The 14,838-nt window shown below is 64.3% G+C and carries 15 protein-coding genes; 7 read left to right on the top strand and 8 right to left on the bottom strand.

Annotation, left to right across the window (positions count from 1 at the left end; all coding sequences use genetic code 11):
• Position 1: 1 nt before the first annotated feature.
• The 3 genes from LB572_RS08255 to LB572_RS08245 form a co-directional block, all read right to left on the bottom strand.
• On the bottom strand, positions 2–952 hold the full coding sequence (locus LB572_RS08255) for a threonine/serine dehydratase (protein WP_140807694.1): 951 nt from the start codon (positions 950–952) through the stop codon (positions 2–4).
• On the bottom strand, positions 949–1,965 hold the full coding sequence (locus LB572_RS08250) for a succinylglutamate desuccinylase/aspartoacylase family protein (protein WP_140807693.1): 1,017 nt from the start codon (positions 1,963–1,965) through the stop codon (positions 949–951). Before LB572_RS08250 ends, LB572_RS08255 begins: the two co-directional genes overlap by 4 nt.
• A 74-nt stretch (positions 1,966–2,039) precedes the next feature.
• Positions 2,040–3,227 (bottom strand): substrate-binding domain-containing protein, encoded by a 1,188-nt coding sequence (locus LB572_RS08245; RefSeq protein WP_224667380.1) that lies wholly within the window; start codon positions 3,225–3,227, stop codon positions 2,040–2,042.
• A gap of 128 nt (positions 3,228–3,355) precedes the next feature.
• Between LB572_RS08245 and LB572_RS08240 the strand changes: the two genes are divergently transcribed.
• The 4 genes from LB572_RS08240 to LB572_RS08225 all read left to right on the top strand — a co-directional run bounded on the left by LB572_RS08240 (position 3,356) and on the right by LB572_RS08225 (position 8,443).
• Positions 3,356–4,225, top strand: coding sequence for an IclR family transcriptional regulator (locus tag LB572_RS08240; RefSeq protein ID WP_224667379.1), 870 nt, complete (start codon positions 3,356–3,358; stop codon positions 4,223–4,225).
• Positions 4,226–4,467: 242 nt separating this feature from the next.
• Positions 4,468–6,441, top strand: coding sequence for a threonine--tRNA ligase (gene thrS / locus LB572_RS08235; RefSeq protein ID WP_224667378.1), 1,974 nt, complete (start codon positions 4,468–4,470; stop codon positions 6,439–6,441).
• An 84-nt stretch (positions 6,442–6,525) separates the two neighbouring features.
• Positions 6,526–7,467, top strand: coding sequence for a lysophospholipid acyltransferase family protein (locus LB572_RS08230; protein WP_224667377.1), 942 nt, complete (start codon positions 6,526–6,528; stop codon positions 7,465–7,467).
• A 361-nt stretch (positions 7,468–7,828) separates the two neighbouring features.
• Positions 7,829–8,443: an outer membrane protein gene (locus LB572_RS08225; protein ID WP_224667376.1), complete on the top strand. Its 615-nt coding sequence runs from the start codon at positions 7,829–7,831 to the stop codon at positions 8,441–8,443.
• Between the two features lie 16 nt (positions 8,444–8,459).
• Here the strand turns inward: LB572_RS08225 and LB572_RS08220 are convergent, their stop codons facing one another.
• Positions 8,460–9,425 (bottom strand): hypothetical protein, encoded by a 966-nt coding sequence (locus tag LB572_RS08220; RefSeq protein ID WP_140807413.1) that lies wholly within the window; start codon positions 9,423–9,425, stop codon positions 8,460–8,462.
• A 171-nt stretch (positions 9,426–9,596) separates the two neighbouring features.
• Here LB572_RS08220 and LB572_RS08215 point away from each other — a divergent pair, with 171 nt between their 5' ends.
• The gene (locus LB572_RS08215; protein WP_224667375.1) at positions 9,597–10,181 is read left to right on the top strand and encodes a nitroreductase; all 585 of its coding nucleotides are present in this window, start codon (positions 9,597–9,599) and stop codon (positions 10,179–10,181) included.
• Here the strand turns inward: LB572_RS08215 and LB572_RS08210 are convergent, their stop codons facing one another.
• The gene (locus LB572_RS08210) at positions 10,182–10,910 is read right to left on the bottom strand and encodes a TetR/AcrR family transcriptional regulator (protein WP_224667374.1); all 729 of its coding nucleotides are present in this window, start codon (positions 10,908–10,910) and stop codon (positions 10,182–10,184) included.
• A 141-nt stretch (positions 10,911–11,051) separates the two neighbouring features.
• On the opposite strand from LB572_RS08210, the gene LB572_RS08205 reads away from it, so the two are divergent.
• Positions 11,052–11,726, top strand: a complete 675-nt coding sequence (locus tag LB572_RS08205; RefSeq protein ID WP_224667373.1) for a methyltransferase family protein — start codon at positions 11,052–11,054, stop codon at positions 11,724–11,726.
• Positions 11,727–11,728: 2 nt separating this feature from the next.
• On the opposite strand, the gene LB572_RS08200 is transcribed toward LB572_RS08205, so the two are convergent.
• Complete coding sequence (locus LB572_RS08200) at positions 11,729–12,610, bottom strand: HpcH/HpaI aldolase/citrate lyase family protein (protein WP_224667372.1); 882 nt, start codon at positions 12,608–12,610, stop codon at positions 11,729–11,731.
• Positions 12,610–13,062, bottom strand: coding sequence for a MaoC family dehydratase (locus LB572_RS08195; RefSeq protein WP_224667371.1), 453 nt, complete (start codon positions 13,060–13,062; stop codon positions 12,610–12,612). Before LB572_RS08195 ends, LB572_RS08200 begins: the two co-directional genes overlap by 1 nt.
• A gap of 151 nt (positions 13,063–13,213) precedes the next feature.
• On the opposite strand from LB572_RS08195, the gene LB572_RS08190 reads away from it, so the two are divergent.
• Positions 13,214–14,335 (top strand): DUF2336 domain-containing protein, encoded by a 1,122-nt coding sequence (locus tag LB572_RS08190; RefSeq protein ID WP_224667370.1) that lies wholly within the window; start codon positions 13,214–13,216, stop codon positions 14,333–14,335.
• A gap of 19 nt (positions 14,336–14,354) precedes the next feature.
• Here LB572_RS08190 and LB572_RS08185 read toward each other — a convergent pair whose 3' ends face one another.
• Positions 14,355–14,792, bottom strand: a complete 438-nt coding sequence (locus tag LB572_RS08185; RefSeq protein WP_224667369.1) for a VOC family protein — start codon at positions 14,790–14,792, stop codon at positions 14,355–14,357.
• Positions 14,793–14,838: the final 46 nt, after the last annotated feature.

Below are 14,838 nucleotides of genomic sequence, written 5' to 3'. Positions count from 1 at the left end.
CTCACTGGCCGTCCGCGCCGACGCCGTTGCTGCCGGCGCCGCAGATAAGCGTCGCGACCTTTGCGCGCGGCGGCAAACGGAGCCTGCCCGAGCGCAGGGCCGCGATGCCGGCAGCGCCGCTCAGGTCGGCCGCGATGCCGAATTCGAACCACAGCCAGCGCGCAGCCGCCAGCATGTCCTCGTCGGTCACCAGGACGATCTCGTCGACATGATCGTGCACGATGCCGAAGATGCGCTCGTCCGTTCGTCCGCAAGCCATGGTGGCGATGCGGGTGGTGACGGCTGGCAGGGTGACCACATGGCCGGCGGCAAGAGAGGCCTGGAGCGTCGGCGAACCGGTGGGCTCGATGCCAATGATACGGATCGAAGGTTTCAGCGCCTTGAGGGCTACCGAAATGCCGGAGATCAATCCGCCGCCCCCGATAGCGACCAGCACGACGTCGAGCTCCGGCAGCGCGTCGATGAGCTCAAGCCCGATCGTGCCCTGGCCAGCCACGACCTGGGGATCGGCAAAGGGGTGGAAATAGGCTGCGTCGCGCTCCTTGGCGAACGCCAGGGCCGCACGGTTGGTGGCGTCCCAGATGGCGCCCTCGACGCGGACCTCGGCGCCCCACGCACGGAGCTTTTCGATCTTCGCCTGCTCGGCCGTCTCGGGCACGAACACCGTCGCCCGCACTCCGGCGATCGTCGCCGCTCGCGCCGTCGCGAGGCCGTGATTGCCCCCCGAAGCGGTCACGATGCCGGTGGCGAGCTCTTGCCGGGGCGTGGTCAGCAGGCGGTTGGTCGCCCCCCTGGCCTTGAAGGAACCGGTCGGCTGCAGCGACTCGAGCTTCATCCAGACTTCGGCATCCGCCAATGGCTGCCGGGTCGCCGTCGCTTTCACGACCGGCGTGCTTCTGATGTATGGGGCTATGCGTTCGGCCGCCGCTTGCACATCGTCGAGGCCGATCACGGCAGTTGCCCGCGATAGGGCGTCGCCACGACCATGCACACGTTGCCGGGCCGGACCTGGCCCGGCTGGCGACGGACGTAAACAATGCCGTTGGCCCGGTAATAGAGCGTTTCGGGGGCGCGGCCGGGATTGGCAAGGAAATGAATGCGCCCGGCCGGCTCGCCGGCATGCACCTCGACGCCGTTGAGATGCAGCGGTTCGAACACGCCTGTCTCGGTGGCGAGCACATAGGCATCGGGAGTGATCTCATAGATGTCAGGCCGCGTCATGGAGGGCGGCCCATCTTTTCCGGGCGGCAGCACGCCAAAATGCGCCAGCAGGTTGCGCAGGCCTCGCCGGACGACCGCCAGCGCTTCGATGGACACCCCGCCGCCGCCGGCGAGTTCTGTGCCGACCACCGTCAGTCCCGCACGCACCGCCGTGGCCGTCGAGGTTCGTGGATCGCCGCGGTTGGAGATGATCACGACCATGGGCGCGCCGAACGCCACGACCGCATCGATGTTGCGCTTGAAATGCGCCGGATCGGCGGCCGGCTCGATGGCGGCGCTCGGCACGTTCACCGATGATGAACCGCCGGAATGGAGGTCGACGAAAACATCGGCCATCGGGAACAGGACATCGCTGATGTAGGCGGCGATCTGGGCGGTGATGGTGCCGCCGTGGTCGCCCGGGAACAGGCGATTGAGATTGAGGTCGTCGACCGGCGAGGTCCGCCGACCCGCCACGACCGCGGGCAGATTGATCGCCGGCACGATGATCAGCCGGCCCGAGATCGAGGCCGGATCGAGATCGCGGATCAGCTCGCCGAGCGCGATCGGCCCCTCATATTCGTCGCCGTGGTTGCCGCCCTGCAGCAGGATGGTCGGCCCCTTGCCGTTCTTGATGACGGTGAGCGGGATCGGCACGACGCCCCAGGCATCCTCATGAACGGAAAGCGGGAGGTTGACGAAGCCGATCTGCTTTCCGTCCTTTTCGAAATCGATATCCGTGCTGGCCGTGCTGACAAGCTTCATGGTTGTTCTGCCAAAAATGTCTGGAAGTGAGGAAGGGCCCTCCGAAGAGGGCCCTTGGGAGGTCTCGGCGGGCGTTACTGGGCGCAGGGATCCGGCGTCTTGGCGTAGTCGAATTCCGGCGTCGGCGCCGGCTTCTTGAAATACCCGTTCATCAGGTCCTCCGGCATCGGATCCTGCGGCGCGACCGGGAAGACCGACACGGCGTCGGCCGTCATGCATGAGCGGTACCATGAACCGAGGTCGCCGATCTTGACGTCGGGTACGGGGATTTCCACGAGGCTCACCTTGGGCTCCTGGCCCAGCAGCATCCGCACGCCGACGCGCACGGCCGTCTGCGCGGTCCATGACGGCAACAGCGCGCCGCCGGTGAACTTGAAGTCCGGGTGCGCTTTCCAGTAGCCGAGCGCATCGCCTGAAACGCTGCCGGTAATGACGGGCGCCGGCCGGCCCGCCTGCGCGAAAGCCTCGGCCACGACGCGCGCTTCGCTGCCCGAGGTCCACACCGCGTCGACCGGACCCGGATGGGTGGCGAGCGCCTGCAGCACCACCGTCTTGGTCACCGCTGCGGTCCAGTTGCCGTTGACGTCGCGCACGACCTTCACGCCGGGCGATTCCGCGAACGCCTTGTCGGCTCCGGTGCGCTGCTCGGCGACGAGCGGGCTGCCGGCAATGCCCTCGACCCGCAGCACATTGCCTTTGCCGTTAAGCGCCGTGGTGATGTCCTTGGCCATGTCATAGCCGAACTTGATGTAGTTGGAATCGACGCTGACCGCGTAAGGGGTGGTGACGAGGCCCACCGAGACCACCGGAATGCCCGCCTTATAGGCCGCCTCGATGGCGTCGTTCAGCGCGGTCGACGATCCGGCCACGACGGTGATGATGCTGCATTTCTTGTCGATGAAGGCACGGAGCTGGGCGATCTGCTGGCTGGTGTCGCCGTTGGAGTCCGAAAGCTCGAAGCTGCTGACGCTGCCGTCGGCCTGGAAAGCGCCGACGAGGCTCTTGAAGTGGCTGGTCAGCGCCACCCGCCAGGGATTCCCCTGATACGATTCAGAATGGCACCATTTCCACGGCTTGGCCGGCATCGCGAAGCCGTCGAAGGCCGACGGCTGCACGTTCTGCTCCGCCCCGACATAGAGGCTCTGCAGATTGTCCGGCAGCGTGGCGAGCGCCGCCTTGCCGTCGGCGAGAGCGGCTGTCGGGAGTGCCAGTCCGGCGAGCAGCAGAGCCGGGAGAAGTATGCGAACAGCATGCGTATCCATGGTCGAGTTCCCCTTTGGTTTTATATATGATAGCATATTTTAATAGGTAATAGAAACTTTGCGCGCTTGTCAATCGCCGCCGAGATCAGCAAATTCCCGCGGACCGGAACGAACGGGACCAGAATCAGATGGTTGGGCCAAGGAAAAGCGACGTCGCCGCGCGGGCGGAAAAGACGCCCGGCGAGGCGCAGGCAACCTATCTCGCGCCCGCGCTGGAGAAGGGCCTGGACGTGCTCGAGCTGCTTGCCCGGCAATCCGAGGGACTGACCCAGAGCCAGATCGCGCAGCAGCTCAGCCGGTCGCTGCAGGAGGTCTACCGCATGGTCGTCTCGCTGGAGCGCCGCGGCTATATCCGTCGCGGACCGCAGGACGAGGCCTTCAGGCTGTCGATGAAGCTCTACGACCTGGCGCTCGCTTTCCCGCCGATCGAGATGCTCACCACGGCGGCCAACCCGATCCTCTTGCGGCTCGCGGCCGAAACGCAGCAGTCGATCCTGCTGACGGTGCTGGAGGGGGCTTTTATCCGCACCATCGCCTATGCCGACAGCCCGGCGCCGCTCGGCTTCCGAGTGCGGCTCGGCACATCGAGCCCGGCCGAGCATACCGCCTCGGGCCGGGTGATCCTCGCCTTCCAGCCGCCAACGATACGGGAGTGGAATTTCGATGCGCTCGCAGCCAACGGCATCGATCGCGCGGAATTGCGACGGGTGCGGCAGCGCATCGAAGCTATCGCCGCGCGGCACTACGAGCTGATCGCGGGCGAAAACATTGCCGGTATCACCGATGTGAGTTTCCCGATTCTCGATGGCCGGGGGCAGGCCTTGGCCGCGCTGACAATGCCTTTCCTTCAGTCGGTGCGCGGGCGGGTGCCGATCCAGCAGGCAGCCGCTTCGCAATTCAAGGCGGCCTGCGAGCTGTCGAACATCCTGGGCGGCACGCCGCCGGCGCCCGAGTTCCCGCTATCGGATCCATTGACCCGCGCTCCACATCCCGAATGAGCAGCTTCATACGGCGCGGCGCATTTATCGATTCCCCGACACCGCACAAGCAAGAAAAGCGGAAGCAGGCGAAGGCTTTACGACGACATTTCCTGGCGAGCGCTCTTTACCTGATGCGACACTGCCTCTAAAACCGCGCCGCTGCCGGACGCCTCCGGCTAACCCTCTGCATGCCGCAACGCATCCTGCGGCATGCATTTCACCACCCGCGCTCGTTTGCGGGACTGGATAGGAGAACCCTGATGCCGAATTCCGTTTCCATGACGTTTCCCGATGGCTCGGTTCGCGACTACGACGCGGCGCTGACTGGCGCGGGCCTTGCAGAATCGATCTCCAAGTCGCTGGCCAAGAAGGCTGTCGCCTACAGCCTCGACGGCACCGTACGCGATCTTTCCGATCCGCTCGGCACGTCCGGCAAGGTCGAGATCATCACCCGCGAGGATCCGCGCGCGCTGGAACTCATCCGCCACGACACGGCGCATGTGCTGGCAGAGGCCGTGCAGGAGCTGTGGCCGGGAACGCAGGTGACCATCGGGCCAGTGATCGAGAACGGGTTCTATTACGACTTCGCCAGGAACGAGCCGTTCACGCCGGACGATTTCCCGGCGATCGAGAAGAAGATGCGCGAGATCATCGCCCGCAACAAGCCGTTCACCAAGGAAGTGTGGCCGCGCGAGAGGGCGAAGAAGGTCTTTGCCGACAAGGGCGAGCGCTACAAGCTCGAACTGATCGACGCCATTCCGGAAGACCAGGACCTCAAGATCTACGCCCAGGGCGACTGGTTCGATCTCTGCCGCGGCCCGCACATGGCTTCGACCGGGCAGATCGGCAATGCCTTCAAGCTGATGAAGGTGGCCGGCGCCTATTGGCGCGGTGACTCGAACAACCCGATGCTGACGCGCATCTACGGCACGGCCTTTGCCGACCAGGCGCAGCTCGACGCCTACCAGACGCTGCTGGAAGAGGCCGAGAAGCGCGACCACCGCAAGCTCGGCCGCGAGATGGACCTGTTCCATTTCCAGGAAGAGGGGCCGGGCGTCGTCTTCTGGCACGCCAAGGGCTGGAAGATGGTGCAGAACCTGATCAGCTACATGCGCCGCCGCCTCGACGAGCATGGCTATCAGGAAGTCAACGCGCCGCAGGTGCTGGACAAGAGTCTGTGGGAGACGTCGGGACACTGGGGCTGGTATCGCGACGCGATGTTCAAGGTCACCGTCGCCGGCGACGACACCGACGACGACCGCGTCTTCGCGCTGAAGCCGATGAACTGTCCCGGACATGTGCAGATCTTCAAGCATGGGTTGAAGTCTTATCGCGAACTGCCCGTAAAGCTGGCAGAGTTCGGCAATGTGCATCGCTATGAGCCGTCGGGCGCGCTGCACGGACTGATGCGCGTGCGCGGCTTCACGCAGGATGACGCGCATATCTTCTGCACCGAGGAGCAGCTCGCGGCCGAATGCCTGCGCATCAACGACCTGATTCTGTCGACCTATGCCGATTTCGGCTTCGACGAGGTCAGCGTGAAGCTGTCGACGCGGCCGGACAAGCGCGTCGGCACCGACGAGGCCTGGGATCATGCCGAGGCGATCATGAGCAATGTGCTGGAGACGATCCGCGCGCGCTCCGGCAACCGCATCAAGATCTCGATCAATCCGGGCGAGGGCGCGTTTTACGGGCCGAAATTCGAGTATGTGCTGAAGGACGCCATCGGCCGCGAATGGCAGTGCGGCACCACGCAGGTCGACTTCAACCTGCCTGAGCGTTTCGGCGCCTTCTATATCGGCTCGGATTCGGAGAAGAAGCAGCCGGTGATGGTGCATCGCGCCGTGTGCGGCTCGATGGAGCGTTTCCTCGGCATCCTGATCGAGAACTATTCCGGCCATTTCCCGCTGTGGTTCGCGCCGCTGCAGGTGGTGGTGGCGACGATCACCTCGGATGCGGATGAATACGCCATGAAAGTGGTCGAGCGGCTGAAGGCCGCGGGGCTGCTGGCCGAAGCGGATCTGCGCAACGAGAAGATCAACTACAAGGTGCGCGAGCATTCCCTGGCCAAGGTGCCGGTCATCCTCGTCTGCGGCAAGCGCGAGGCCGAGGAGCAAACCGTCAATATCCGCCGGCTGGGCTCCCGCGACCAGGAATCGCTGAAGCTCGAGGATGCGGTGAAGTCTCTCGCCGACGAGGCGGTTTCGCCGGATCGCAAGCGTCGCGCAGCCTGAACTACCAGCACTCCCTGAAAATGGCGGTGGCGTGTCCACCGCCATTTTCATATGCCTGTCACGCCAGCCCTGTAACGAGCCGCCATGCTCAAATTGAAACTGCGGGAAAGACGGTTTCCCGAGCTCTCCTACGCCAATGCGCATCAACCGGTGCTGACGCGCTGGTTCATCCATTCCGTCGAGGGCTTGTCGGGTCGCGACCGTTTCGCCGTGCTTTACGATTTCTGGCGCCGCCAAGTGGTGCCGACCGGCGACCGCGTGTTCAGCCGCATGCTGGAGTTGATCGACGTCAAGGTCCACAACGCGGTGCAGTGGCCGCCGGCGGCGCTGCCGGACACGCCGCTGGTCATCGTCGCCAACCACCCCTTCGGCATCGGCGACGGCATTGCGGTGCTCTCGCTCGTCGAGCAGTTGGGCCGGCCATTCCGGGTCATGATCCACAAGGACCTGCTCAGGATCCGCGAGATGGAGCCCTATTCGCTGCCGATCGATTTTTCCGAGACCAAGGAAGCGCTGAAGAACAACATGGCGGTGCGCCACGAAGCGGTGCGGCTGCTGAAGGAAGGCGTCACCATCGTCGTCTTCCCGGCCGGCGGCGTCGCCACGGCGCCGAAGGGTTTTGGCCGCGCCATCGACCTGCCGTGGAAGATGTTCCCGGCCAAGCTCATCCAGGACGCCAAGGCATCCGTCATCCCGATGTATTTCTCCGGCCAGAACGGCCGCCTGTTCCATCTCGTCAGCGGCCCGATGAACATGGCCGAGCGCGACAACCGCGTGGCGAAGTTCATCGGCAAAGCGTCGCTGACGCTGCGCACCTCCTTGCTGATCCGCGAGTTCGCCCGCCTGTCGGGCAAGGCGATCGAGGTGCGTGTAGGCGACGTGCTGAGATGGAGCGACATCGAGCCGTTGCGCGACCGCAAGGTGCTGCTCGACCGTCTCTATCGCGCTGTCTTCGACCTGGCGACCCCGGCCGCGCAGCGTGGCCGCGTGCCGTTTCTGCCAAAGCGGATGCGCAAAGCGGCCTGACGGGTAAGCTGGCGTTTCCTGGCGGCATAATAGTCTCGGACGATCTATATTTTAGATTTTGCTTAAATAATTTACAGATATTCATGCTGTTGCTGCGTGGCCACAGTCACAAGTTGCAGGATTTGCTATCAAAGGCTTGGCGGGGCGCTAAGCCGATGAATATTGCCAAGTCTATTGTATTGACGGGACTGGTCTTGGGCGTCCACGGGATCAATATTGACTCCGCCAGGGCGGGCGATGCCTCACCGTCCTGGAGCGGCTTCTATGCCGGCGCCAATATCGGCTATGGCTGGATTCGGGCGACGTCGGGCTCCCTCCGCATACGGCTATTCCCGACCTCGTGCCTGTTGTGGAAGCCCTTGTGAGAGCCGGCTCGTTCCCGACGTCGTTGTCGCCCGCCGCGCGCGGCGTCGTCGGTGGCGGCCAAGCCGGTTACAATTGGGAATTGCCGTCGGGCTGGGTTGTCGGCGTGGAGACGGACCTGCAGGCCTCGGGCATCAAAGGCTCGACGAGCGCGACCATCATCGATCCGCATTATTTCGACGAGGATCTGGGTCAGGATGTCTTTTTCGACAGCACACGCACAGCAGTCAGCAAGAAAGTGAATTGGTACGGCACTGTGCGCGCCCGCGCGGGCTATCTCCTCGATCCGCGATGGCTTGTCTATGCCACCGGCGGCCTTGCCTACGGCAAGACGAGCCTGGGTTTTCATGTCGAGGACCTGATCCAAGGCTGCTTGCCCGACGCCACGATTTGCGGCGACGGCTCAAAGTCGGGCGTTCGCCTGGGCTGGAGTCTCGGAGCCGGCGTCGAGACGATGCTGGCGCCGAACTGGAGTCTGAAGGCGGAATATCTGTATGTTGATCTCGGCAAGCGAAGCTTTGATGCCTCCACCATAACGCCGGTGGATTTCAAGGTATCAGCCAAATATCAGGAACAAACAGTACGTGTCGGGCTGAACTACCACTTCAACTGAGCCGATGAAGCGCCGCTCAGTCCGCGCCTTCTTCGGGGTCGATGGCTGAGGACTCGTTGGCCAGAACCTCGATTTCCTGGTTCTGGCCGGCAACGACAGCAAAGTCCTTCTGGTAGATGCGGTCGCGGTTCTTGGCGATGATCGTGTACTGGCCCTCGGCCAGCACCATCGAGGCGAAGGCGCCGACCGCCTCCTTGATCGGATCGCCGCTCTCGTTGAGCAGTGACCAGGACGTGTCGGCAATGGCTTCGCCGCCGGCCTCGCGCACCAGCTTCATCGTCATCTCGGCGGCGCGGTGCTCGACAGTCGCCTCCGTCAGCTTGCCGGCCTCGACGCGGATATCGGAGCGGATCACGGCGTTGACCGCGCCGTAGGTGGAGACGACGTGGTAGGTGCCGGCGTTCAGCCGCACCACGGTGTTCGGCGCGACGTCGGGGGCGATCAGCGGCCGGTCGCCATTGGCCGCCGCCTCGCCTTCATAGATCGAGAAGCGCAGTTTCTTCGAGGGGATGGGCGCGCCGCCCGACGTCACGGCGTCGAGCTTCAGGCCGCCGGCATCGAGCACGAGGCTTTCGCGCCGGGCATCCTTGCCGACGGTGATGCGCTTGGTGGCGCCGGCGCGTCCATAGGAGGCATGGACGAGATAGCTGCCAGGGTCGAGCTGAAACACGGCCGTGCCGCCATGCGCGGATGCCACCATCGGCAGCTTGCCGTCGCTGGCGGGCTCCGGCTTGAAGACGCGCCAGACGATGCCGCGGGTGATGTCGGAGCCCTTGTCGGTCAACTGCGCCGACAGCGTGATGGCGCCGCCATTGCCGAGCGCCAGCGGGCCTTCGCTCTTGGGGTTCGCATAGCTGGAGATGCCAGGCAGCTTGATGTCGCCGACATCGTTGGCATTCTGCGCCAGCGCGTAGGAAACCGGCACCGCGAACAACGCGGCGACCAGCCAGACCACGACAAAGCGCAGAGTCCCCTCAAACATGCCTTGCGTTGAAGCCCAAGGCGGTGGCAATTTCAAGGCCTAGGAGCGCGCTGCTTTCTCTCGGCTGCTTCTTATCCGGCGCAAAACGCCACCGCCCGAGCCGCCCGACCTCCCGATGGCGTGCTTCAGCTCAAAATCGAATGCTATTGAATGCTTAGGAGACTTGCGCCCATGGCGTCGCCGATCATCGACTTCCTGCTCACCCGCAATTCCGCGCCGATCCCCGATCTCAAGGAGCCGGCGCCGAGCGACGCCGAGATCGCGACAATGATCGCGGCGGCCTCGCGGGTTCCCGACCACGGCAGGCTCGAGCCTTGGCGTTTCATCCTTTATCGCGGCGAGGCGCGCGTCGAGATCGGCAAGAAGCTGGCAGCACTTGCCGAACAGCGCGAGGGCCCGTTGCCGGAAGGCCGGCGCAATCAGGAACTGGCGCGCTTCTCGCGCGCGCCGCTGGTGATCGGCGTCGTGTCGGTGCCGAAGGAGAATCCGAAGATTCCGCAGTGGGAGATGTTCCTGTCGGGCGGCATGGCGGCCATGAACCTGATGATCGCGGCCAACGCGCTGGGCTATGGCACCAACATGATCAGCAACTGGTACTCCGATGTCGCCGAGGGCAGGGCGATCCTCGGGCTTTCGCCGCAGGAGCGCGTCGTCGGCTTCGTCCATATCGGCTCCTATCAGGGGCCGGCGCCAGAGCGGCCGAGGCCCGATCCGGCAAAGCTCTATGCCGACTATGCAGGCCCCTGGGCCGGATAGTCACATCCCGCGCGCCTTGGAAGCCGCGGCGGGACTGTCGCGACGCGCCGTCATGACGGCGCGCACGAAACCCGGCTCGCCGATCCGGATGCTGCCGTCAGGAAGCCCCAGAATGCGGTCGAGCGCGATCTCGTAGAGCCTGACGCGCTTCTCGAGGGCGTCGATGGCGATCTCCATATCGGCATCGTTGCCGCTGGCGAACGCCTTGGCGGTGACGTCATGCGTCGCCAGGCCGAACTGCATGACGATGTCGGCGACGCCTTCCGGATCGAAAGTCCGGAAGGTGCCATCCTCGACACCTTGCCGGATGATCTCCACCAGCACCGGCGAGAAAGACTTGCTGGCCGCAAGGTTGATGCGATGGAAAAGCACCAGGTTTTCCGGGCGGAACAGCGTCGCGAACAGCGCCCATGCTTCCGCCGCGGTCTCGATCTTGGCCTGGCGCGACGTCGCCAGCAGGGCGTTCAAGCGTCCAAGCGGATCGAGGTCCGGATCGTCGACGATCTTCTGGACGCCGGCCAGCGCCTGCCTGGCGAAACGCTCCGCCAATGCCTCCAGCAGGGCCTCCTTGGAGGCGAAATAGTGGTAGAAGGCGCCTTTCGAGACGCCAGCGGCCGCAATGACGTCGTTGAGGCTTGCCTTGTCGTAGCCATGCGTCAGGAACAGGGCCTGGGCATGATCCAGCAGTTCTTCGCGTCTTAGTTCCGGATGCTTGATGATGCGGGGCATGGCGAAACCTTGTGCATGCGGCGGCCGTTCTCGTCCAGATGCCTCGCGTTGATTGCGCTTGAGAATAGACTGTCGGTCGGTATAATAGACCACTGGTCGGATTCGGCAACAGTGGCGGGGGGACGTCACGGAAGGTTGGTCATGATCGCGAGATTGGTTTTCCAGACATTCGTATGGTTCGGCATCATGGGCGTGCTGCTGTTTCTGTCGGCCGGCACGCTGCACTGGACCGGGGCCTGGGTGTACATAGCCGTGATGGTGGGACTGAGCCTTACCATGGGCGTGGCGCTGGCCCGGCGCGATCCAGGCCTGATGAACGAACGCCTCCGCCCGCCGATCCAGAAGACACAGACGACGGCCGACAAGATAGTGCTGAGCATATTGCTGCTCGGTATCTTCGTCTGGCTGGCCCTGATGGGGCTCGACTTCCGTTTCAGCTGGTCGGCAACTCCCGTCTGGGTGCAGGTGGCCGGCGCGCTGATCCTGCTCGTCGGCATCTGGATCTGCTATCTCACGATGATGGAAAACAGCTTCGCGGCGCCTGTCGTGAAGATCCAGGACGAGCGTGGGCAGAAGGTGATCACCACCGGTCCGTATGGCTATGTCCGCCACCCTATGTATGCAGGCGCCATACTCTATTTCGCCGGTACCGCACTTCTGCTCGGCTCCTGGTGGGGACTGGCATCGGTGCTTGCCTTCATCGCGCTGCTCGCCATCCGTACCTTCATCGAGGAAAAGACCTTGCGGACCGGCCTGCGGGGCTATGACGACTACGCCGCGCGCGTCCGCTACAAACTGATCCCGATGGTCTGGTGACCTCAGCCAGGGCTGCCTCCCGCCCTGGCACGGGCCAGCAAGCGCTCGGCCAGCCGCAGATGCGGCCGGTCGTACATCTTGCCGTCGATGCCGACGACGCCCGGATTTCCCGCCGCCGTAAAGGCGTCGACGATCGCCTGCGATCGCCCGACCGCTTCGGCGGACGGCGTGAAGGCGGCGTTGATCACCGGCACCTGCGCCGGATGGATCGCCATCTTGCCGGTGAAGCCGTCGCGCTCGGCCTCGCGGCATTCTGTCTCGAAGGCGGCCATGTCACGGAAATCGGGAAAAACAGTGTCGACGGCAGCGACTTCCGCTGCTCCCGCCGCCAGGATGGTCATGGTGCGCGCCAGCCGAAACACGTCTGTGTAGCGGCCGCTTTCGTCGCGGGTCGAGCGTGCGCCGATCGCGGCGGACAAATCCTCAGCGCCCCAGGTCAGGCCGGCAAGCCGAGCGCTCGTTCCAGCATAGCTCGCCGCCGCCAGCACGCCCGCCGCGGTCTCGGTGATGATCGGCAGGACTTTGATGCCGCCGTCCGGCAGCCCGTTTTCGGCCTCATGTACCCGGAGCTTTGCCGCTAGCTGTTGCACGTCCTGCCCGCTGTTCGACTTGGGCAGCATGATGCCGTCGGGCTTCGCGGGGACAAGGGCGGCAAGGTCGTCGTCGGTGAGGCCGGTGGTAAGATCGTTGACCCGCACATAGATGGCCGAACCCGTCCTGTGTCTTTGGCTGGTGACAAACCCGGCTGCGATCGCGCGTGCCGCCCCCTTGTTCGCAGCGGCGACGGAATCCTCGAGATCGACGATGACCACGTCGGCGCCGGCCTCGAATCCCTTTTCCAGCTTGCGCTCGGAATCGCCAGGCACGAACAGCAGCGATCGCATCAGGCCGCCTTCTTAAGCATCATCGCCTGCCGGGTGCATTTGGCGACGAGAACGTCATTCTGATTGTAGGCTCGATGCTCGAACTCGACGATGCCGCGGTCGGGTTTCGACTTGGACTCGCGCATGGAGACGACCGTCGTCTCGACCCGGATGGTGTCGCCGTGAAAGACGGGATGCGGGAACACGGTCTCCGTCATGCCGAGATTGGCGACTGTGGTGCCGACGGTGATGTCGTTCACCGAAATGCCGATCATCAGGCCGAGCGTGAACAGCGAATTCACCAGCGGCTTGCCCCATTCGGTTTTCGAGGCGAAGTCGAAATCGATGTGCAAAGGCTGCGGGTTCAGCGTCATCACCGAAAACAGCATGTTGTCGCTCTCGGTCACTGTCTTGCGCAGCGTGTGGTGGAAGACATGGCCGACGACAAACTCTTCCAGATAAAGCCCGGCCATGGTCGATCTCCTCCAATGTGCTTGCTTGATAGGCGTTGGCCGCGCGTCCATCAAGCCGGTTAAGAAACATGGTGAACCGTTCGTAAACCATTTCCAGACTACCGTTCGCAACGGGGCCGGGAACATTCCGGCATGGGCGTAGCTGGTCGGTATGGTTGTTTCGCACTTTCTAAAGTGGATTGATACGGCAAGGGTTTCCGAGCGTGCCGCCGCCGCGAGCGCGCTGGCGCGTGCCTATATCAATTCCGATCTGCCGTTCGAGGATCGGTGCGCCGCGGAGGCGGCGCTGACGCTGCTTCTGGACGACGCGTCCTCCAAGGTGCGCCTGGCGCTTGCCGAGGCGCTGTCGATGAGCCATCACGCGCCGCCGCAGGTGATCAGCGCCCTGGCCGCCGACCAGCCGGAAGTGGCCGCGCTGGTCCTGGCGCGTTCGCCGCTGCTTACCGATGCCGATCTGGTCGAGCGCGTCGCCTGCGGCCAGAAGGCGACGCAGAAGCTGATCGCCAACCGTCCGGTCGTGTCGATGTCGCTGGCGGCGGCAATCGCCGAGATCGGCGAGCCGGAAGCCTGCGCCGCGCTGGTCGGCAACAGCGGCGCCGAGATCGCTTCGCTGAGTTTTCGCCGCATGGCCGAGCGGCACGGCCACCTGCCGCTGGTGCGTGAGGCGCTGATTGCCGATCAGCGCCTGCCCGCCGATTGCCGGCACATGCTTTTGGTCAAGCTCGGCGAGACCCTGAAAGGTTCGCCGCTGGTGCTGGCGATGATGGGGGCGGCGCGCGCCGACCGCGTGATGCGCGACGCCTGCGTGAAGGCCTCGGTCACGCTGATCGAGGGAACGCGCATGGAAGAGCATGCGGCGTTGATCGAGCATCTGAGGTTGCGCGGCGACCTTACCGCAAGCTTCATCATCCGCACCATCGCGCATGGCAAGGTCGATTTCTTCGGCTCCACGCTGGTGGCTTTGGCTCAGCAGTCCGAGCAGCGTGTGACCGCGCTTCTCGCTGGCGGGCACGACGTGGCGCTGCAGGCGCTGTTCCGCAGCGCCGGATTTGCGCCGGCGACGCATGGCATCATCCTGCGCGCGCTGAAAATCTGGCGCGAGGTGGCCAATGGCCGGCGTGTCGCCGGCGTGCAGGAAGTGAGTTGGCTGATGCTGAAGGAACTCGGCGGCCAATCGGCCGAGGGCGATCTTGCGGGGCTGGTGAAGTCGATCCATCTCGACGCCTTGCGCGAGAACGCGCGCGGACATGCGCTGGCCATCGCCGCGGCCTAAAGCAAGTTTTACTCAGGTCTCAGCCGAGTTCTTGGGCGAGCCCGATGAGAAGCCCTCCAGGCCCGCGGATGTAGCAGAGCCGATACGCGTCTTTGTACTGGACCACTTCGCCGACGAGCTCGGCGCCGCGTTTGCGGAGCCTCTCAAGCGTGTCGTCGACATCGTCCACGGTGAACATGGCACGGAGGTAGCCCAGGGCATTCACCGGGGCGTTGCGGTGATCCGCGACGACAGTCGGCCTGAGGAAGCGGGACAACTCGAGCCGGCTGTGGCCGTCCGGCGTGCGCATCATGGCGATCTCGACGTGCTGATCGCTAAGTCCCGTGACACGTCCGGCCCATTCTCCTTCGATCGTGGCCCGCCCCTCGAGCTCGAGGCCGAGCTCGCGAAAGAAATCGATCGTCGCGTCGAGGTCCTCGACGACGATTCCGATGTTGTCCATCCGTTTGAGCGCCATGTGTCCACCCTAAAAAGTATCGACCTGTCCAACAAGGAACCGTTCC

The organism is Mesorhizobium sp. BH1-1-5, assembly GCF_020165615.1.
GTDB lineage: Bacteria > Pseudomonadota > Alphaproteobacteria > Rhizobiales > Rhizobiaceae > Mesorhizobium.
Note: the sequence above shows the minus strand (reverse complement) of the source record. Positions and strands in the feature narration are given on the sequence as shown.

What these genes read in the sequence shown, in the direction of transcription:
- LB572_RS08205 (WP_224667373.1), top strand. Translation starts at nt 11,052, where the DNA reads ATGATCGCGAGATTGGTTTTCCAGACATTCGTATGGTTCGGCATCATG.
- LB572_RS08200 (WP_224667372.1), bottom strand. Translation starts at nt 12,610, where the DNA reads ATGCGATCGCTGCTGTTCGTGCCTGGCGATTCCGAGCGCAAGCTGGAA.
- LB572_RS08185 (WP_224667369.1), bottom strand. Translation starts at nt 14,792, where the DNA reads ATGGCGCTCAAACGGATGGACAACATCGGAATCGTCGTCGAGGACCTC.
- LB572_RS08240 (WP_224667379.1), top strand. Translation starts at nt 3,356, where the DNA reads ATGGTTGGGCCAAGGAAAAGCGACGTCGCCGCGCGGGCGGAAAAGACG.
- LB572_RS08190 (WP_224667370.1), top strand. Translation starts at nt 13,214, where the DNA reads ATGGTTGTTTCGCACTTTCTAAAGTGGATTGATACGGCAAGGGTTTCC.
- LB572_RS08210 (WP_224667374.1), bottom strand. Translation starts at nt 10,910, where the DNA reads ATGCCCCGCATCATCAAGCATCCGGAACTAAGACGCGAAGAACTGCTG.
- thrS (WP_224667378.1), top strand. Translation starts at nt 4,468, where the DNA reads ATGCCGAATTCCGTTTCCATGACGTTTCCCGATGGCTCGGTTCGCGAC.
- LB572_RS08220 (WP_140807413.1), bottom strand. Translation starts at nt 9,425, where the DNA reads ATGTTTGAGGGGACTCTGCGCTTTGTCGTGGTCTGGCTGGTCGCCGCG.
- LB572_RS08230 (WP_224667377.1), top strand. Translation starts at nt 6,526, where the DNA reads ATGCTCAAATTGAAACTGCGGGAAAGACGGTTTCCCGAGCTCTCCTAC.
- LB572_RS08215 (WP_224667375.1), top strand. Translation starts at nt 9,597, where the DNA reads ATGGCGTCGCCGATCATCGACTTCCTGCTCACCCGCAATTCCGCGCCG.
- LB572_RS08245 (WP_224667380.1), bottom strand. Translation starts at nt 3,227, where the DNA reads ATGGATACGCATGCTGTTCGCATACTTCTCCCGGCTCTGCTGCTCGCC.
- LB572_RS08250 (WP_140807693.1), bottom strand. Translation starts at nt 1,965, where the DNA reads ATGAAGCTTGTCAGCACGGCCAGCACGGATATCGATTTCGAAAAGGAC.
- LB572_RS08195 (WP_224667371.1), bottom strand. Translation starts at nt 13,062, where the DNA reads ATGGCCGGGCTTTATCTGGAAGAGTTTGTCGTCGGCCATGTCTTCCAC.